This is a genomic window from Chitinophaga sp. LS1, assembly GCF_034274695.1.
Taxonomy (GTDB): domain Bacteria; phylum Bacteroidota; class Bacteroidia; order Chitinophagales; family Chitinophagaceae; genus Chitinophaga.
On the sequence record NZ_CP128362.1, the window covers coordinates 696,066 to 715,524 of the forward strand.

16 protein-coding genes are annotated in these 19,459 nt (G+C 44.8%); 9 read left to right on the forward strand and 7 right to left on the reverse strand.

Features of this window, described 5'->3' with window-relative positions:
- From QQL36_RS02865 to QQL36_RS02880, 4 genes are all read right to left on the reverse strand, one after another.
- A complete protein-coding gene (locus QQL36_RS02865; protein ID WP_321568833.1) occupies positions 1 to 3,309 on the reverse strand; it encodes a TonB-dependent receptor in 3,309 nt (1,102 codons plus the stop codon).
- Between the two features lie 176 nt (positions 3,310 to 3,485).
- On the reverse strand, positions 3,486 to 4,403 hold the full coding sequence (locus QQL36_RS02870) for a FecR family protein (protein WP_321568834.1): 918 nt from the start codon (positions 4,401 to 4,403) through the stop codon (positions 3,486 to 3,488).
- A gap of 67 nt (positions 4,404 to 4,470) precedes the next feature.
- On the reverse strand, positions 4,471 to 5,034 hold the full coding sequence (locus QQL36_RS02875; RefSeq protein ID WP_321568835.1) for a sigma-70 family RNA polymerase sigma factor: 564 nt from the start codon (positions 5,032 to 5,034) through the stop codon (positions 4,471 to 4,473).
- Between the two features lie 54 nt (positions 5,035 to 5,088).
- Positions 5,089 to 5,790: an RsmE family RNA methyltransferase gene (locus tag QQL36_RS02880; protein ID WP_321568836.1), complete on the reverse strand. Its 702-nt coding sequence runs from the start codon at positions 5,788 to 5,790 to the stop codon at positions 5,089 to 5,091.
- Between the two features lie 220 nt (positions 5,791 to 6,010).
- Here QQL36_RS02880 and QQL36_RS02885 point away from each other — a divergent pair, with 220 nt between their 5' ends.
- From QQL36_RS02885 to QQL36_RS02900, 4 genes are all read left to right on the forward strand, one after another.
- The gene (locus tag QQL36_RS02885; protein WP_083720156.1) at positions 6,011 to 6,388 is read left to right on the forward strand and encodes a DoxX family protein; all 378 of its coding nucleotides are present in this window, start codon (positions 6,011 to 6,013) and stop codon (positions 6,386 to 6,388) included.
- A 10-nt stretch (positions 6,389 to 6,398) separates the two neighbouring features.
- A complete protein-coding gene (bla, locus tag QQL36_RS02890; protein ID WP_321568837.1) occupies positions 6,399 to 7,280 on the forward strand; it encodes a class A beta-lactamase in 882 nt (293 codons plus the stop codon).
- A complete protein-coding gene (locus tag QQL36_RS02895; protein ID WP_321568838.1) occupies positions 7,264 to 8,013 on the forward strand; it encodes an AraC family transcriptional regulator in 750 nt (249 codons plus the stop codon). The genes bla and QQL36_RS02895 overlap by 17 nt, the downstream gene beginning before the upstream one ends.
- Before the next feature lie 192 nt (positions 8,014 to 8,205).
- Positions 8,206 to 9,210, forward strand: a complete 1,005-nt coding sequence (locus QQL36_RS02900) for a hypothetical protein (protein ID WP_321568839.1) — start codon at positions 8,206 to 8,208, stop codon at positions 9,208 to 9,210.
- On the opposite strand, the gene QQL36_RS02905 is transcribed toward QQL36_RS02900, so the two are convergent.
- The 3 genes from QQL36_RS02905 to dnaB form a co-directional block, all read right to left on the reverse strand.
- A complete protein-coding gene (locus QQL36_RS02905) occupies positions 9,167 to 9,697 on the reverse strand; it encodes a hypothetical protein (RefSeq protein WP_321568840.1) in 531 nt (176 codons plus the stop codon). The genes QQL36_RS02900 and QQL36_RS02905 overlap by 44 nt on opposite strands.
- 116 nt (positions 9,698 to 9,813) lie before the next feature.
- The gene (locus QQL36_RS02910; protein ID WP_321568841.1) at positions 9,814 to 11,163 is read right to left on the reverse strand and encodes an MATE family efflux transporter; all 1,350 of its coding nucleotides are present in this window, start codon (positions 11,161 to 11,163) and stop codon (positions 9,814 to 9,816) included.
- A 117-nt stretch (positions 11,164 to 11,280) separates the two neighbouring features.
- Positions 11,281 to 12,849 carry a replicative DNA helicase gene (gene dnaB / locus QQL36_RS02915; protein WP_083720143.1) on the reverse strand — a complete coding sequence of 523 codons (1,569 nt, stop codon included), beginning with the start codon at positions 12,847 to 12,849 and terminating at the stop codon, positions 11,281 to 11,283.
- Between the two features lie 494 nt (positions 12,850 to 13,343).
- On the opposite strand from dnaB, the gene pheT reads away from it, so the two are divergent.
- From pheT to QQL36_RS02940, 5 genes are all read left to right on the forward strand, one after another.
- Entirely contained in the window at positions 13,344 to 15,764 is a 2,421-nt protein-coding gene (gene pheT, locus QQL36_RS02920) for a phenylalanine--tRNA ligase subunit beta (protein ID WP_321568842.1), read from the forward strand.
- A gap of 137 nt (positions 15,765 to 15,901) precedes the next feature.
- Entirely contained in the window at positions 15,902 to 16,204 is a 303-nt protein-coding gene (locus QQL36_RS02925; RefSeq protein ID WP_143708671.1) for a hypothetical protein, read from the forward strand.
- Between the two features lie 11 nt (positions 16,205 to 16,215).
- Complete coding sequence (locus QQL36_RS02930; protein ID WP_083720140.1) at positions 16,216 to 16,509, forward strand: cell division protein ZapA; 294 nt, start codon at positions 16,216 to 16,218, stop codon at positions 16,507 to 16,509.
- A gap of 435 nt (positions 16,510 to 16,944) precedes the next feature.
- Positions 16,945 to 18,510, forward strand: coding sequence for a ribonuclease Y (rny, locus tag QQL36_RS02935; protein WP_083720139.1), 1,566 nt, complete (start codon positions 16,945 to 16,947; stop codon positions 18,508 to 18,510).
- Positions 18,511 to 18,598: 88 nt separating this feature from the next.
- Positions 18,599 to 19,420, forward strand: a complete 822-nt coding sequence (locus QQL36_RS02940) for a purine-nucleoside phosphorylase (RefSeq protein ID WP_321568843.1) — start codon at positions 18,599 to 18,601, stop codon at positions 19,418 to 19,420.
- Positions 19,421 to 19,459: the final 39 nt, after the last annotated feature.

The window sequence follows — 19,459 nt, forward strand, 5'->3', positions numbered from 1 at the left end:
TTAAAAATTCAGATTCACACCTACAGTAAATGTTCTTACAGAAGGATACTTATCCCTGTCATCCACGCCCGGCGCCAGTCCCAGCCTGTTCACTTCCGGATCTATCCCTTTGTAACCTGTGAGTGTCAGCGTGTTCAGCGTGGATACATATACCCTCGCCCCATGGATGTACTTACTCTGAATATGATTGAAATTATAGCCTAAAGTGATGTTATCTATCTTCCAGAAATCTCCGTTTTCCACATAGTTACTATTGAACTCCAATGGCATATCCGTACTCAATACTGCCTTGCCCATTACCTTGTCATACGCTGATTTCAGACGATTGTACTGCTGCAACCCCGTGTTCTCATAATACATGCGCTGAAAGTTCAGTATCTGGTACTTGAACGCCCCACGCATGGTCACACTCAGATCAAAACTCTTATAGCGGAATGTATTATTCCACCCTCCATAATACCTTGGCAAACCATTCCCCAATACCCGCTTATCTTCAAATGCATGTTGATATGAAGCATAATCTACCGGCTTCCCATCACGACCTTCATAGATCCACTTTCCATCATTTGATATGTCTACTACTTTAAAACCATAGAAGTCGCCGATATTACGACCCACTCTCACAATATTGGTAAATGTCTGAATCGGCTCTCCCGTACTACCCGTGGTGATGTAATCCACACTCGCCTGGTACAACTCATTGGAAAGTGTGATCAGTTTGTTCGTATTGGTGGAGAACATCAGACTCGTACTCCATTCAAAATCTTTCGTCTTTACCGGAATGATATTCACCATTACTTCCAGCCCTTTGTTTTCCATCTTACCCACATTCGCACGGGTGCTGCTATACAAGTTAGGAGGACTAGGCACCGCATAATCATACAGCAAACCATTGATCCTCCTGATATAATAATCCACATTCCCACTCACCCGGCCATTGAACAATGTATAGTCTACTCCAAAGTTGGATTCATGCTTCTCTTCCCAACGCAGTTTATCATTCGGATTCTGTGAAGGACCCAGTGTCTGTATCCATACCCCATTGTTATACACATAATCGCCATAACTCAGGATACCCACACCCAGAAACAGATCTGTAGGCTGTGTACCCGTCACTCCATAACCCGCACGAAGCTTCAGGTCTGTGAGCCAGCTGATGCCTTTCATAAATGGCTCATTGCTTACTCTCCAACCAAATGATACCGCCGGGAAATTACCCCATGGCTGCTTCGTTCCATACAACTGACTCGCCGCCTCATGTCTCAGTGAAGCCAGCAATAAATATTTATCATCATAACTATAAGTCGCACGACCAAAGAAACCTATCAGGTTGGTTTCTGACTTCTCACTAAATTGCACAGCCAGCCCTTGTTTCAGGGCATACCCTATACCAATGTCATTATATGAAAAACGATCTGTTGGAAAATCCCAGTTCTGCATATAAGAATTCCGGTAGTCAGTTTCCTGGTAACTATACCCACCCATCACACTGAATTTATGCTTGCCGATATTCTTATTATACTGCGCCGTTAGTTCCATCAATCGCTGCACATTCTGTAATGAACCTACTGAAGCATATCCATTCCTGCCATCACGCAAGGTTGATATGTGTTGCTTGGTCTCTGAATAACCACGCTCTTCATTGTAACGGGTATAAGAAAACAACGCTGACAGTTTCAATCCCTCTATTGGCAACAACGTGATGGTACTGTTCATACGCGTATTCTGTGAAGTGTTTTCTCCACTGCTCTCATACAATCTTGACAAAGGATTTTCATAGTTGAACAAACCTGTCTGTTCAAACCACTTACCTGTTGAGTCGTATATTGGAGATGTCGGATTCCTTATCAATGCCTGTCTGTAGGTATACCCGTTAAAACTAATGCCATCACCTGTAGTGGTGAACTTATTATTTGAATTCAATAAACCTACATTGATGCGCAGCTTATCGTCCAGCATGCTATGATTGATGTCCACTCTACCTGTAAAAGTATTGTTGTCAGACTTTTTCATAATCCCTTCCAATGAACGATAGTTCACATTCGCGAGGTAATTCGTCTTGCTGTTACCACCACGGAATGTCAGGTTATGCACATGCGTGATCGGGGTCTGCGTAATCGCTTTCTGCCAGTCCGTATTGGACCCCAGATCCCATGATTTATCACGCGTACCATCTGCTATTTGTTGACGGTAATCTGCAGCTGTCAACATATCCATTTTACGGGCCACCGTCTGTGTACCTACATAACCACTATAATCTACGGTGTTGGTATACGCACCACCTGGCCTTCTGGTGGTTACAATGATTACACCGTTCGTACCACGTGTACCATATATCGCCGCTGCTGAACCATCTTTCAGTACATCCATAGATTCTATATCTTCCGGCGCCACTGTTTTCAGATCACCAGGTATACCATCGATCAGTATAAGCGGACTACTATTCGCACCTAACAATGTGGTATTACCTCTTAATAAGATCTGCGTACCACTGGTAGGATCGCCACTTGGTGCAGATACAGAAAGACCGGCTACTTTACCTTGTAATAACTGTCCCGCATCGAGTACATTTCCCTTTACAAAACTTTCAGATTTCACAGTAGCAACGGAACTGGTCAGATCGCCTTTACGCTGACTACCATACCCAATTACCACTACATCCTGCAGGGAGTTTTCACTCAGTGCCAATCTGATCGTGAGCTGACTGGTACCTTTCACCGGAACTTCCTGTGTTTTATAACCTACATAACTGATGACCAGTGTATCATTGTCAGTAGAACTATTCAAAGAGAAAACACCTTTCTCATTAGAGATCGTACCCGCATGAGATCCTTTAACAGAGATACTCACACCTGGCAACGGCTCTCCCTTTTCATCTGTCACCACACCAGAAATAGGCTTTACAAAAACAGCAGGAATAGATTTTTTAATAATGATGTAATGTCCATCCTGTATATAAGCAAGATCGTTTGGCGCCAGTACTGCATCCAGGATCTCTTTGAGAGAGCGTTCTTTATCTTCCAGTGATGGAACCGACGCCTGCTGGGCTACAGTGCCGTCAATGATAAAAAGCAGTTCAGTGTTGCGTTCAATTTGTTTTAGTACTTTATTCAGTTTGGCGTCATGGATATCCAGATGGAGTCTGATGGCGCTCAGGTCCTGCCCGCGGCCATCGCGGGCTACCAACAGCAGCGTCGTTGTACATAAAACCAGTATGACCAGGAACAGGAAGCGCATGATCTTTAATAACGGTTGAAAACGTTCGTATAAGGGAATAGGAACCCCGCTTAAAATACCGCAGTATTTCATATCTTTAAATGCATTTTGTATGATGAAATAGAAGTACAATGCCGTAGCGCTGAGGCATCTGAAGTTTGCAGACCGTGGATGCTGAAAGCGCTATGTTCTTTCTATCATGAAGAATCACCGGCGGGCATGCTGATAAATTTCATAACGGGAATATTTAATCAATAAAAAAACTATCCTTAATTACTACAGCCACTACCTGAAATAGTTACCTCCCTCTTATCTTCACTGATGCTAAATGTGGAATTGTTAATCTTACACAACATGGATAAAATGAATGGCAGATTGGCTGCCTGGTCAAAACTGGCCAGGAAAGTACAGTGCGCAAGTGCCGGATTTTCAAAGTGAACATCGACATCATACTTCCGGCTTAAGCGATGGGCAACTTCTTCAAAAGTTTCATTGTTGACTTCAAAGCTGCCGTCTATCCAGGCTTTATATACGACTGCGTTTACCTGTTTTTCCCTGATCGCGCCTGTGATTGGTTCCAGCGCAATCTGTTTGTTGGCAGTGAGCACTTTCAATTGCTGATGTTGATCTTCTACCTGTACTTTGCCGGTGGCGACGGTAATGAGGACTTTAGGATCATTTTTGTAAGCTTTAACGTTGAAAGATGTCCCTAAAACTGTGGCGGTACAGGGGCCAGCTTTTACGACGAAAGGGCGGCCTGCAGCCTGTTTGATATTGAAGAAGGCCTCGCCTTCCAGTGTTACTTCTCTTTTATTGTCAGTTTCGTTATACGTAAGTTTACTATCTGCATTGAGCCATACTTCAGAGCTATCTGGCAACAATAATCGATTTTGGTGTTCGCGGGGAACATAAACAGCCATTTGCCTGGTAACTGGTTTTTTATAATAATGATAGCCAGCGGCAAACAATAGCAACACCGCAGCAGCGATGCTTACCCATTTAAAAGATTTTCTTCGGGAACCAATTTGAATCCCCTCCCTGATCCGTACCCCCATCTGTGCATCCGGTACTGGCGTGGGCATGGCTTCCCGGGCCTGGTACCACTCCTGCAAACGCTGTATTTCAGCAGGGGTAGCAGTGCCATTGAGCCATTTTTCAGCTAGTTCCTGAATGTTTTCTTTTGACATGGGAATTGCCCTTTTATAGGTAGAGTATATTTCAAAAGGTTTACCCTTGGTCCGCCGAAAAAAAATTTCACATAAATAAAGTAGTGTACAAAGTACCCAGTTTTAACCGCACTGTTTTCAGTGCACGGGTCAGATGCCCCTCAGCAGTTTTGACGGAGATATTAAAAGATTGGGCAGATTCAGAGAGCGCATGATCTTTCAGTTTATTATCCGAAAAGACCAGGCGGCTTTTTTCAGGCAGTTCTGCCGCAATGGTATCCACCAGTTGCAACAGTAAGCGGGCATTCACAATCGCTTCTATATCGGGTGCCGACTGCGTCATGGCAGCCATTTCCTGCATACGCGTGCGAATGGTTTCCTGACGGGCATGATAATGGAAAATAGCGTAACGGGTAATAGCGAAGAGATAACTTTTTAAAGTCGTAACTTCAATGGAATGCCGCTTCTCCCAGAGAATAATAAATGTATCCTGTACAATTTCTTCGGCGATTTCCTTCGAAGGAAGACGTTTGTAAGCCATACGGAACAGCACCTCCCAGTAGCGGGAGTATACTTCATTAAAAGCCGGAATAGAATCCGCTTTTATCAAATTCCATAAATCGGAATCCTGATGAAGATGCGCATTTTTCACGTGGTACTTATAAAGTATATATTATAAGTGTGTAATCTACAATTATTTTTTCTTTTATCCAACATTCACCGCATTCATCATGGTGCACCCCACCACACCCGCAGTCTCCGTACGCAATCTGGTTTCACCCAGTGACACAGGTTTAAAACCCTTACCCAGGGCCAGTGAAATTTCTTCAGGCGTAAAATCGCCTTCTGGCCCGATCAGCAACAGCGAATCTTTCCCTTTTTCCATAGCTTGCCAGAGATGTTGTTTTTGTTCAGGCAGACAATGCGCGATGAATAATTGCTCAGAAGGCGGCTCATTCACCAGTTTATCAAAATTGGCTGGCGTAGTCAGTTCCGGTAAATAATATTGCTGGGATTGCAGCATGGCAGAAACAAGGATGTTTTCCAGCCTGTCTGCCCGGAATTTCTCCTTTTCAGAACGATGACTGATCAGCGGGATAATAGATTGTATACCAATCTCTGTGGCCTTTTCCAGGAACCACTCGATACGGGAAGTATTCTTTGTAAACGCAATCGCTATTCTTACAGGCGCAGCCACCGCTGGCATCAGGGTGTATTGGGAGATGGTTATGACACATTTCTTGCGGTTATCGTCCGTAATCACCCCCTGGTACCGTCCCCCTTTTCCATCGGTCAAAATCACCTCATCCCCTGCTGTATGGCGCAATACCATGATGCAATACCTGGAACCAGGTTCATCCATTGTGTAAGTGGCTGCAGATGGCAGCAGTTCTTTTGCGTAAAACATGGGTGCAAAGCTATTTAATTGGTACGAGAAAATGATGCTGACTCTTCTGAATCGTATGACCGAACCAAATCAATCAAATTACTGTCTGATGTATCAAACATCATCTCTTATCCTCTTATCCTCTTTTCCCCTTCAGTCGCAATTTCCCCCTTTATTGACGTACTCCCCCCTCACAATTTTCTGTGAACAAATCTATATTTACAATTGTAAATTATACTATATGAAAACGACTAAGATCATTTACTGGGTTACCACCTCTATCTTCTTCCTCTTCGAAGGCGTGATGCCTGCCATCTATGGCAATTCTCAATTAGCCAAAGAAGGGTTTGTACATCTGGGTTATCCTGAATATTTCCGGGTACTCCTCACCATCTTCAAAGTAACGGGAGCGCTGGTATTAATTCTTCCCTTCTTCAAAGGCAGGATCAAAGAATGGGCATATGCCGGCTTTACTTTTAACCTGATCAGCGCAGCAGTTTCCCATGCCGCAGTAGACGGTCTTTCCAACGGCCAGACCTTCTTCCCTATATTTGTCATGCTGATTTTAGCGATCAGCTATTTCACCTATCATAAAATATTTGGTGTATCTTCAAGGTAATAAAAATTATATGCCACGAAAGACCGCCATTGTTATATTACTTGCATGCCTGTCTGCTACCGTTCACGCACAAACTACCGCTCTCCGGAAAACGATCGATTCTATCGCCACACATTCCAATGCACATATCGGCGTAGCTACCTTATTGCTGGAAACCGGTGATACTCTTACTTACAGAGGCAATGATCATTATCCTATGCAAAGCGTGTATAAGTTCCCCATCTCCCTGGCCATCCTGCATCAGGTAGATATCGGGAAATATAAACTGGATGAAAAGATCCTCATTACCAAAGACGACATTATGCCCATAGGACATAGCCCTATCCGTGATGCACATCCAAATGGCGGTGTGAGCATGACCCTCAGGGAAATATCCAGGTACAATATCATGGAGAGCGATGGCACAGCCTGCGATGTATTGCTGCGTTTATTAGGAGGAACTAAGAAAACAAACGCTTACATTAAAAGCCTCGGTGTAAAAGGTATCAACATCGCCACCACCGAAAAGGAACAACAAAGCAATGATACCACCCAATATCGTAACTGGGCAACGCCAATAGGTATCACCCAATTATATAAGATCTACCTCCAAAATAAAGTATTGTCCAGCGCATCATACAATACCCTCTGGAAAGACTTAGCCGGATCTTACCCGGGCGCAAACCGCATCAAAGGGCTATTGCCCAAAGGCACAATAGTAGCTCATAAAACCGGTACCTCCGGCACAAATAATGGATTCACTGCTGCCACAAATGATAGTGGTATCATTATCTTACCAAATGGAAAACACCTGATACTGACAGTATTCGTATCCGATTCAAAAGGAAGTGATGCTGAAAGAGAAGCCTGGATCGCCCAAATTTCCAAAGCCGTATATGATCATTTTAAATGAAGGTGAGTTTTTAGGGGTCAATGAACGAACAAGTATTCATCATGACCTGATCCTCAGCAAGACAGCACATCTGTATGGTGAGACGCAGCCCCATGCCCATAAAAACGACTATTTCAGCATCCTCTTAGCAGGAGAATATGTTGAAAACTTCAGGAATGAATCTATTCTCATCAAGCCAGGTGATATCGTGTATAGAAGCAGACACCATATCCATAAAAATGAATTCGTAACGGATACGGTGTCGTGTATAAATATCGAAATCTCCCACAGGGAAAAGGAAGATTTCTTTCTCTATACAAATGACAATAAAGCCTATTTCTACCAACTGATAGTAGACTTTTTACTAAATAAATCCTTTGCTGCAGATCCCGGTTTCTTTATTGATCAGCCATTGCCGGAACGCAATCAAAATCTGACATGGCTCATACAAGTGATCGGGATCCTGCATGCCGAGAAAGATTTTTTTCATACCCCACATTCACTGGCACAAAGGGTATATGTCCATCCTAATTACCTGGCCCGGGCATTCAAAGAAAAGACAGGAGAAACCATTGGCACCTACCAACTCAAAATAAAACTCAATCATGCGGTGCACCAACTATTAAATACCCCTAAGACTATCTCCGACATCAGCTTTGACAACGGCTTCTATGATGACGCCCATTTTATCAGGTCGTTTAAAAAAGCCTATCACATCTCGCCCCTTCAATTCCGCAAACTGCTGAAAAGTTAATTGCATCCGATGCTGAAAAGCTATTCCATAACCTGCCGAAAAGTTAATCCCATCCGATGCTGAAAAGCTAATCCCATAACCTGCCGAAAAGTTAATTCCATCCGATGCCGAAAAGCTAATCCCATAACCTGCCGAAAAGTTAATTCCATACAATTTTGAAAATCCCCCCTGCCCTTCCTTTGTAGAAAAAACATGCGGTTCTCCCTTCTTCTCTTCATTTTATTCCCCCTCTGCACCTTTGCCCAATCCGACTCTACCCGGTTTTACAGTTCCTGCTTAGATGCCAATGTAACCAGGGCGTTGCAATATGTACCCCAACACCTCGCACCTGAATTTGAAAAACGCTTCAAATACGAAAATGACCAGTCTGATTACCTGATAAAACACACTTCCGGCATAGATTCTCTCCTGATAATCTTCCACGACTACTGGCGAAAATCATTACTGGATACTGCTAACAATTATGATGGAGAATTAGCCACTAAATTGTGTCAGTTTTTCCATGTAGAAAACACAAAACCCATTGATTCGCTGAAAGAAACATTCAATGCATATATCAAATCAAAAAACTTATTTTCTACGGATGGTATCGGACAGGTAGGTAGACTCTACGATCTGCTGGTATGGCGTAAACAAACAGATACGACTTACTCTTTTCATATAAATATGGAACTACTAAATGTACGGGTAGTACTCATGCAGAACTTTGTAACCCTTGGCTGGGAAGATTACGCCTCTTTAGGTAAATTCTATCCCGGTGGATGGGCGGTGACTGATGCCTTATATTGCGTCTCCGACGCATATGACAAAAAGAGCGAAAAATTCCTCGTCAGTTATCTCGCCCACGAAGGCCGGCATTTAAAAGACTACCAGCTATTTCCCGGTATAGCAGGCAAAGACCTGGAATACAGGGCTAAACTCACTGAATTGAGTATGGCAAATACAATGCTGTATTCCCTGATAAAATTCTTTATCAGCAATGGGAATAAAAACAGTGTGAACGCCCACCCGCTGGCGGATTACAATGTAATGAGTGATTTATCGAAACGTCTTTTCCACAAGGAATTTGAAGATGATATCAACAAGTGGAAAGCATTATCCGTGAAAAAGATAAACAGCACCGCCTATCAGCTATTAAAGGAAAACACAAAAGCTATGCGGAGCTCTTATAAAAAGAAGAAAAATGATAAAGCCTGAAAATAGGGACATCCACCATTGGAATCATCTCCCTTATCGGAATAATTTTCCCGGAGATACCCTCATTTTTAGTACACCCTATCGAACTCATTATCCCATAAACACCCTCATTTCCAGCATTCCCGATCGGAATAATTTTCCCGGAGGTACCTTCATTTTCATCATAGCTTATCGGACTAATCATCCCAGAAACACCCTCATTTCCAGCACAGCTTACAGATATACTTCCCCCGGTGGAAACCTTTACAACTTCCACCGGGCCATTTTCTTTTCTTAAAATACCCTCAATCTCCACCTCACTCATCCTTTTCAACAACTCCTTCGCCCGCCCCACCATTTTCCGATATACCTGCACATCCCCAATCTCCAACTCCCTATACACCCTCGCCGCCAAAGGCGACGCCACCTTCATCCGCCCGGCATCCTCCATCAATGGCCTAAACACCGGATCCCGACGAACCCTCTTCCCCGTCAACGAACTTTTCATACGCAGCACGAACCGCCCACTCCTCATCGGAGCAAGTGTCATACCCTATTTGGTACGCTGCTTAAAAGGTCGTTTCCCATGTATAATCATACTATGAATATACCGCTAAAAGGTCACTAAACCGCTGTAAAAGCGTTCAATTGAGTAGTCTTATGCTGAAATCTCAGGAACAACAATACCGAAGCTGTGAGTAGTCCCAATAATAACCCCCACCAGATACCCTGGATGCCATAGCCCCAATATATCCCTAACAAATATGCAACCGGTAAACCCAATACCCAATACGCCAATAGGGTAATCACAGTCGGAATCTTCACATCTCCCAATCCCCTCAATATCCCCAATCCAACCACCTGCGTACCATCAAACAACTGAAAGAACGCCGCTATCAAAATCAAATGCGCCGCTATCTCCACCACCGCCGGATCATTGATGTACATCAGCGGCAATACCCTGCATCCCACTAAAAATATCAACGCCGTCGTACCCATCATGATCAACACCATATGATAACTCGCTATCGCGGATAACCGTAACTCCCTCAACTGCTTCGCCCCAAAATGATTCCCACTCTTAATCCCCGCAGCCGCCGAAATTCCACTCGCCATCATGTAAGTGATAGAAGCTAAATTGATCGCTATCTGATGCGCCGCCTGCTCCCTTGCGCCAATCCATCCCGCCATAATAATCGCACTGCTAAACGCACTGATTTCAAACACATACTGCAACGCTACCGGGGTACCAATCCCCAATATCTTTTTAATCGTCTGCCATGATAAATACTTTGCCGCAAACGCCTTCAGATAAGGCTTGAAACGATGGGCCGTCAACACATACCAACACATCGCCACCGCCATCAGTATACGATCTGTCAAGGTGCCAATCCCTACACCAATCACCCCCAACCGTGGCAATCCTCCAATGCCATACACCAATGCAATCCCCACCACAATGTTGACAATGTTCCCAATAATACTGATATGCATGGCCTGCTTCGTAAACCCAAGCCCCTCTGCAAATTGCTTAAATGACAAAAACACCATCAATGGGAAATAAGATACCCCCAATAATTTCAGAAAAGGCTTCGCCTGCACAGCCACCGCCGGTACCTGGTCCAGTTTATACAGGTAATTACTCCCCACATAGATCAATGTACTCATCACCACGCCCATCACTAAATTGATCACAAGACTATGTCGCAACAGATCTCCACAGGCATTCTTATTCTGCCTGCCATACTCCTGCGCGATCAATGGGGTCAATCCATACGACATCCCAATGCCGATCACCATGCAAATAGAAAAAATACTACTCCCCAGCGCCACTGCCGCCAGCGGTACATCGCCCGTATGCCCTATAATAATGGTATCAGAAAGGGCCACCATCGTATGCCCCAGCTGACTAATAACGACCGGATATGCCAGTTTAAAATTGTCTTTATAATAAGTTTGATACTTAGTCCACACGTTGTTAAAATTTGATAGAAATAAATGGGAATCCGCTAACGGAAATAAACCCCATTTCCAGTAATAAAAAAAGGCGCTTCGGTGAAGAAGCGCCTTATATCGTAAACCTTTTTATTGCTAAAAAGGCGCCTCTTCATCGAAGTCCATATCATTCATACGTGATCCTTTCTGGATGTACAGCTTTGCTTCGTCCGTAGCACCACCATATGAATCCTTACCTGAATTACCAACCGGCATAAAGTTGCCGCCGCCGCCACCAGGATTCTCCAGACTACCATCATCCTCAAAGCGCTGGAATTCCAGTATCGCTCTCAGCTTGATCGTATCCAGCTGACCATTACGGTGTTTCGCTATACGCACGTGGGTTTCACCTTTATTGGATTCACCCATCTCATTGGTATTGATTTCATAGTACTCAGGACGGTACAGGAACATTACCATGTCAGCATCCTGCTCGATCGCACCAGATTCACGCAAGTCAGACAGCTGTGGCATCTTGTTACCATCCTTTCTCTTTTCCACATCACGGCTCAGCTGTGACAATGCAATGATCGGTACGTGCAGTTCCTTCGCCAACCCTTTCAGATCACGGGATATCTTGGAGATCTCCTGCTCACGGTTACTACCCTTACCATCTGCATGACCACTCATCAGCTGCAGGTAGTCAATGATGATCACACCTACGCCATGGTTGTGTACCAGACGACGGGCTTTCGCTCGCAATTCAAAAATGTTCAGTGCCGGGGTATCATCAATAAAGATCGGCGCCTTCGCCAGTCTTTCGATACCATGCGTCATCAGCTTCTTCATCTCGTACTCTTCCAGCTTACCACGGGTGATCTTTTCCAGCTTAATCTCTGACTCGGCAGAGAGAATACGCTGTACGATCTGCCCGGAAGACATTTCAAGGCTGAACACGGCCGCACCTTTCGGAAAGCGGGGATGCAACGCAGCATTTCTGGCCAGGTTAAGTGCAAACGCAGTCTTACCCACCGCCGGACGTGCCGCGATGATGATCAGATCCGTTGACTGCCAGCCATAAGTTACCCTATCGAGAGAAGGGAACCCGGAAGGTACCCCTGTGATATCATCACCTTTGTTACGCAGATCTTCGATACGCTTCATGGTATTCACCAGTACGCGGTCGATACTGTCATAGTTCTTACGAAGGTGATTGTTCGTCACCTCAAAGAGTTTACTTTCGGCGGAGTCGAGCAGGTCGAATACGTCGGCAGTATCTTCGTATGATTCAGATAAGATCTCTCCTGAAATACGGATCAACTCTCTCTGAATGAACTTTTGCAGAATAATACGGGCATGCGCCTCAATATTGGCGGAAGATACCACCATATTTGTAAGACGGGTGATATAATAGGGTCCACCTACTATCTCCAGTTCGCCCATTGATCGTAACTCTTCTACCACTGTGAGGATGTCCACAGGCATGGACTTACCCGCCAGGCGGGTCATGGCAGTAAAGATTTTCTGATGTGCCTCTACATAAAAACATTCACCTTTCAAGATCTCTACCACGGTGTCAAACGCCCCTTTTTCCAGCATAATGGCTCCCAATACGGCCTCTTCCATGTCCTTTGCCTGAGGTGGAATTTTACCGTACATCATGGTAGATACATCAACGGACGGCTTGCGACGTACATTGCGGTCTTTCTTTAGATTGAGATCCATTTATTTTTTATCTGATTCTGTTAACCAAAAAAACTATATGTCGTGGCTATCCTTAGTTTCTTTTACAATTTTTTGTACCTGTTATGTCCTTCTCGATTTCGAAATTGTAAAGCTTTTTAGGGCCGTAAAAACTAAGGTAACCGCATTTATTCATTTAACAAGGATTGATTGCTGATATAGTTTATAAGACACAATTCACAGGATATACACCCGCAAAATGTCAGTTATCCACTGACTGCAAATCACTTATTCACATTATTAACGCACAATCCCCATACAAAGGTGCACATAATCACAAACATTGTTAAAAAAGTTTTTCCCCATTGGTTTGGAGATATGCCTGATGTGATTACCGGCGGACTTATCCACATCCTGCAAAGATCGCTCCTTTTTAGTTGAGATTGCTAACACTTCTTAGTCAGTTTTGTGCAATGCGACCAACATTGGCACATTCGTACATTAATTTTACCTTTACGGACTTATTAATTAATCAAATGACTATTTCATACAATTGGCTGTGTGACTATTTGCCGGTGAAACCAACACCGGAGGAACTATCTGTGATCCTGACACGCATAGGTCTGGAAGTTGAAAGCCTGGAAGAATTCGAATCTGTTAAAGGCAGTCTGGAAGGACTTGTCATCGGAGAAGTACTCACCGCAGTACCACATCCCAATGCTGACAAACTGAGACTGACTACTGTCAATATCGGTGCCGCTGAGCCCCTCAACATTGTTTGTGGTGCGCCGAACGTTGCTGTTGGACAAAAAGTAGTGGTGGCCCCCATCGGTGTGACCATCTACCCTGCCTCCGGCGAACCGCTGACCATGAAAAAAGCAAAGATCCGTGGCGAAGAAAGCCATGGTATGATCTGCGCTGAAGACGAAATCGGCCTCGGTAGCAGTCATGCAGGTATCCTTGTGCTGGATCCTTCCCTGACCCCAGGTACCCCTGCCCGTGAAATATTCAAACCTTTTGAGGACTGGGTGTATGAAATCGGCCTCACCCCTAATCGCATGGATGCTATGAGTCATCTGGGCGTGGCAAAGGATGTGTGTGCTTACCTGAACAATACCGGCAATACGCTCGATAACAAAGCGAAAATCCCTGCCCTGGCTCCATTGCCTGAAGCAAAAGACCGCTACGACATCGCCGTATCCATCGAAAATACTACCGCCTGCCCTCGTTATGCAGGTATCACCCTCACCGGTGTGAAAGTAGGTCCTTCTCCTGAATGGCTGGCACATCGCCTGCAGGCAATCGGCATCCGTTCTATTAGTAATGTAGTGGATATCACCAACTTCATCCTGCATGAAACAGGTCAGCCATTGCACGCTTTCGATGCTGATACTATCAAAGGCCGCCAGATCCGGGTAAAGAACCTGCCACAGAATACCCCCTTCGTCACCCTCGACGAAAAGGAACGTAAACTGGATGCCGCTGACCTCGTGATCTGCAATGCAGACAGCGAACCAATGGCCCTGGCCGGTGTATTCGGTGGCCTGCACACAGGTGTATCCGATACTACCACTAATATTTTCCTGGAAAGCGCCTGCTTCGCTGCTGCCAGCATCCGTCCTACCTCTTTCCGTCATGGATTGCGCACTGACGCTGCTGCCCGTTTTGAAAAAGGTGTGGATATCTCAGGTACCGTATACGTTTTACAACGTGCCGCTGCCCTGATCTGTGAACTGGCCGGTGGCCAGGCTGCCTCAGGCATCATAGATGTATATCCTGCACCTAAGCCTGCTGTGGAAGTGGAAACCTCCTGGAAATATATCCAGAAGTTAAGTGGTAAAGCATACCCTGCTGACAAAATTGAACGCATCCTGGTGAGCCTTGGATTCACATTCCTGTCTAAGACTGATGAGCACTTCCGCGTAGCAGTTCCTTACTCCAAACCAGATATCAGCATTCCTGCAGATATCGTGGAAGAAGTAATGCGTATAGATGGTCTGGATAATATTGACATTCCTACCCAGGTGCAGATTACCCCGTCTCCGGCTTCCCGTCCTGACAAGGAAAAGATCCGTGAAAAGGTGGCTAACTACCTGGCATCGAATGGTTTCAATGAAATCTTCACCAACTCCATCACGAACAGTAAGTACTACTCACCCGAGGTACTGGCTACGACCGTTCGTATGATCAACAGTCTGACCGAAGACCTGGACATCATGCGTCCTTCCATGCTGGAAACCGGTCTGGAAAGTGTATCGCACAACCTGAACCGCAGAAATGACAACCTGTTGTTCTTCGAATTCGGTAATACTTACGCCACCAGCGGCGAACATAAATATGAAGAAACAGCTCACCTGAGCCTGTACCTCACGGGTCAGAAGGTGGCAGAAAGCTGGTTGCACAAAGCAGCACCGGTTGACTTCTACTTCCTGAAAGGTTATGTGCAAAACGTATTGCAACTACTGGGTATCAAGGGATTGCAATGGAAAGAAGGAGAACAGCATACCTGGGAGATCGTAGTAAAAAACAAATCGGTAGTGACCCTCGGTGCTGTGGACAATGCAAAACTGAAACAGTTCGACATCAAACAACCAGTATGGTTTGCAGATTTCAACTGGCTGAATTTGTTAAGCCTGTTGCAAAAAACAGAAAGCTTCTATAAAGAGATTCCTAAGTTCCCATCCGTACGTCGTGACCTGGCACTCATCCTTGACAAACAGGTGAAATACGCTGCAGTAGAGGCCGCAGTAAAAACTGTGAAGTCTCCACTCCTGCAGAACGTAAACCTCTTCGACGTATTCGAAAGCGAAAAGCTGGGTAATAATAAGAAGTCTTACGCAGTAAGCTTCACCTTCCAGGATGCGCAAAAGACGTTGACTGACAAGGAGATCGATGCGGTAATGGAAAAGCTCATCAAAACCTTCCAGACACAACTCCAGGCTGAGATCAGAAAATAATTAAAATGCTCCACGCAGGTATCATAGCCCGGGTGGAGCATTTTTTGTTAAAATCTCTTGAATATTAATCTCCGGTAGTTTCTATTATCAATTCATAATCCGTAATTTGTACTCATAAGTACATTTGAACATTGGCTTTGGAGCAACACATACTACGAATTGAAGAAAAGCTGCAACAGTTGCTGAAAAAGCTGCAACAGGTGCAGTCGGAGAATGTATCGCTCAAAGAAACGTTGCAAATCAAGGACAACGAACTGATAATGAAGCAACAGCAGCTCGATGAGCTGGACAATAAGTTACACTTGGCCAGAATCGCGGGTGCTGCACAGGGTACTCCCGGAAACAAGGAAGATGACGAAGAGTTTAAGAAGGAAATGCGCAATAAGATCAATGAATATATCAGGGAGATTGACCGCTGTATCGCCTTATTAAACATATAAACGACACAACCATGGAACCGCTGATCCCCATTAATATTATCGTAGCAGACAGGTCCTACAGATTAAAAATCAAGCCGGAAGAAGAAGAGGAAGTACGCCGGACCATGAAGGAAGTGAACGAAAAGATCATAGAATTCAAAACTGCGTATGCGGGCAAAGACTTACAGGATTACATCGCGATGGCGCTGATCATGTACTCGACCCATCCTGTTACCCACGGTGGAAAAGTGCAGGCTGGTCTGCAACCATTTCTGGAGGAGAAGCTGCAACATCTGGAGACATTGATCGATGAGCACTTAAAATAAATTCAACCAACCTCGGTTCAGGAAATGCAAAAGAGTCCCTATTAATAATTTAAAAATGAAGGAAATATATTAATATGCACCCTGAAAAGAAGATGTTTTGTAATAAGAAATGTTGAGTCCGGTAAGTGATGGATGATAGGAAGGGGCTGAAATGTTTTGAAAAAGTGGATTTCTAGAAAGTAATATATTCTAATATATAAATACGATATAGCAATTTAACGTTCAGCAAATTACTGTCGCTTCCCCGTTCATGAAAGCTGCGCCTGATGGCCCATACGGGGGTCTGGCCGGCCAAAATACCTACAAATCCTCAACTGTACTGCATTGCAGCACATTCTTTTTTGTATTTTCGTGAATCAGTTCTCACCCTCTACCTTTTCCACGGAATAGGGATGTGGCCAGGAATGCAACATAAATCAAGTTAAAATTATTGAAATGGAATCTACTTTAATCGTAGCAATAACAGCAGTAGCTGCGTTGATCATAGGAATACTGCTAGGCAAGGTTATATTTGCTAAGAACACACAAATAAAAATACAGGAAGCTGAGGCTCAGGCACAAAAGATCGTAGAAGATGGGAAAGTAGTCGCTGAGAATGAGAAAAAGAACAGAATACTGGAAGCAAAGGAGAAATTCCTGCAGTTGAAAAGTGAGCATGAAAAAGAAACCCTGGCGCGCAACCAGAAAATGGCAGATGCAGAAAACCGCATCAAACAGAAAGAACTGAGTCTGACACAGAAGACAGACACCTTAACGAAACAGATGCAGGAGAATGAGGCGATCAAGGAAAACCTGACCCGCCAGATGGAGCTGGTAGCTGTAAAACGTACCGAACTCGAAAAACACCAGGAAGAACATATTCGCCGTCTTGAAAAAGTAGCGGCACTTACAGCAGAAGAAGCACGTCATCAGCTCATCGAAAGCCTGAAAGAAGAAGCCCGCTCACAGGCCCTCTCCCACATACAGGAGATCATCGAAGATGCTAAACTGAAAGCAAACAAGGAAGCTAAGAAAATCATTATACAATCCATCCAGCGTACAGCTGCAGAGCAGACCATCGAAAACGCAATCACTGTTTTCAACCTGGAAAGTGATGAAATCAAAGGCCAGATCATTGGTCGTGAAGGTCGTAACATCCGCGCTATCGAAGCGGCTACCGGAGTTGACCTGATCGTAGACGACACCCCTGAAGCTATTGTATTATCTTCTTTTGACCCACTGCGTCGTGAAATCGCTCGTCTGTCCCTGCAAAGACTGGTACAGGATGGTCGTATTCACCCTGCACGTATCGAAGAAGTAGTTGAAAAAACGAAGAAACAACTGGAAGAACAGGTAATGGATATCGGTGAAAGAACCGTGATCGAACTGGGCATCCATGGTCTGCACAAGGAGCTGATCAGACTTGTAGGTAAGATGCGTTTCCGCTCTTCTTATGGTCAGAACCTGCTCATGCACTCCAAGGAAACAGCTAACCTGTGTGCGGTAATGGCAGCAGAACTGGGTCTGAACCCTAAACTGGCAAAACGTGCTGGTCTGCTCCATGATATTGGTAAAGTACCTGATGAAGAAACTGAACTGAGCCACGCCCTGCTGGGTGCCAAGCTGGCTGAGAAATATGGTGAGCATGCAGCGGTAGTGAATGCGATCGGTGCACACCACGATGAAATGGAAATGCAATATGTGATCTCTCCGATTGTACAGGCTTGTGATGCCATCTCTGGTGCCCGTCCTGGTGCCCGTCGTGAAATCATGCAGAGCTACCTGCAGCGTATCAAAGATCTGGAAAACCTGGCGCTGGCACATGATGGTGTGGAAAAAGCGTATGCAATTCAGGCAGGTCGTGAACTGCGCGTGATCGTAGAGAGTGAGAAAGTGACAGACAACGATGCAGATCGTCTTTCATTTGAAATCGCGAACAAGATCCAGAATGATATGCAGTATCCTGGACAAATTAAGGTGACCGTGATCAGGGAGAAACGTGCTGTTAATGTAGCGCGCTAATTCAGTAGAATTAATATATTTAAAGCAGGCCTGGAAGTTAGATTCCAGCCTGCTTTTTTAATTCCACTAATTACTTAACTCAATGATTATGCATCCCTTAGAATCACAGATCGAAGCAGCTGTCAATTTTCTTTCTCCTTTTAATGTTGATAAAGCCCGCGTAGGGATCGTATTGGGCACAGGTCTGGGCCAGCTGGTACAACATATTGTTGTGAGCAAGACAATCTCATACTATGAGATACCCCATTTTTCCTTATCGACGGTAGAGTCGCATAAGGGTCAGCTGATCTTTGGTAAGATTGGTGAGACCCCTGTTATTGCGATGCAAGGGCGATTTCATTATTATGAAGGGTACTCCATGCAGCAGATTACATTTCCGATACGGGTAATGAAGGCATTGGGGGTGGAGAAACTATTATTGAGTAATGCCGCGGGTGGGATGCGACCGGCGTTTAAGAAGGGGGATATGGTGCTGTTGGATGATCATATTAATTTACAGCCGGAGAATCCGCTTCGGGGGTTGAATTCCCCGGTGTTTGGCGTGAGGTTTCCGGATATGAGTATGCCTTATGATGAAGAGTTGGGAAAGTTGCTGAAGGCGGCGGCGCATAAGGTGGGGTATTTTTTGAGGACGGGAGTGTATGTGGCGGTACCTGGGCCTAATTTGGAGACGAGGGCGGAGTATCGGTTTTTGAGGATGATAGGGGGTGATATGGTGGGGATGAGTACGGTGCCGGAGGTGATAGTGGCGAATCAGATTAAGTTACCGTGTGCAGCGGTGAGTGTGATTACGGATGAGTGTGATCCGGATAATTTGCATGCGGTGAGTATAGAGGAGATAATAGAAGTGGCAGGGAATACGGATAGGAAGTTGAGTGAGATATTTGTGGAGGTGGTGAAGCAGTTGTAGGGTGGCGTGGCGTAGCTGGCGCCAGGCTTTTTCTAGAGG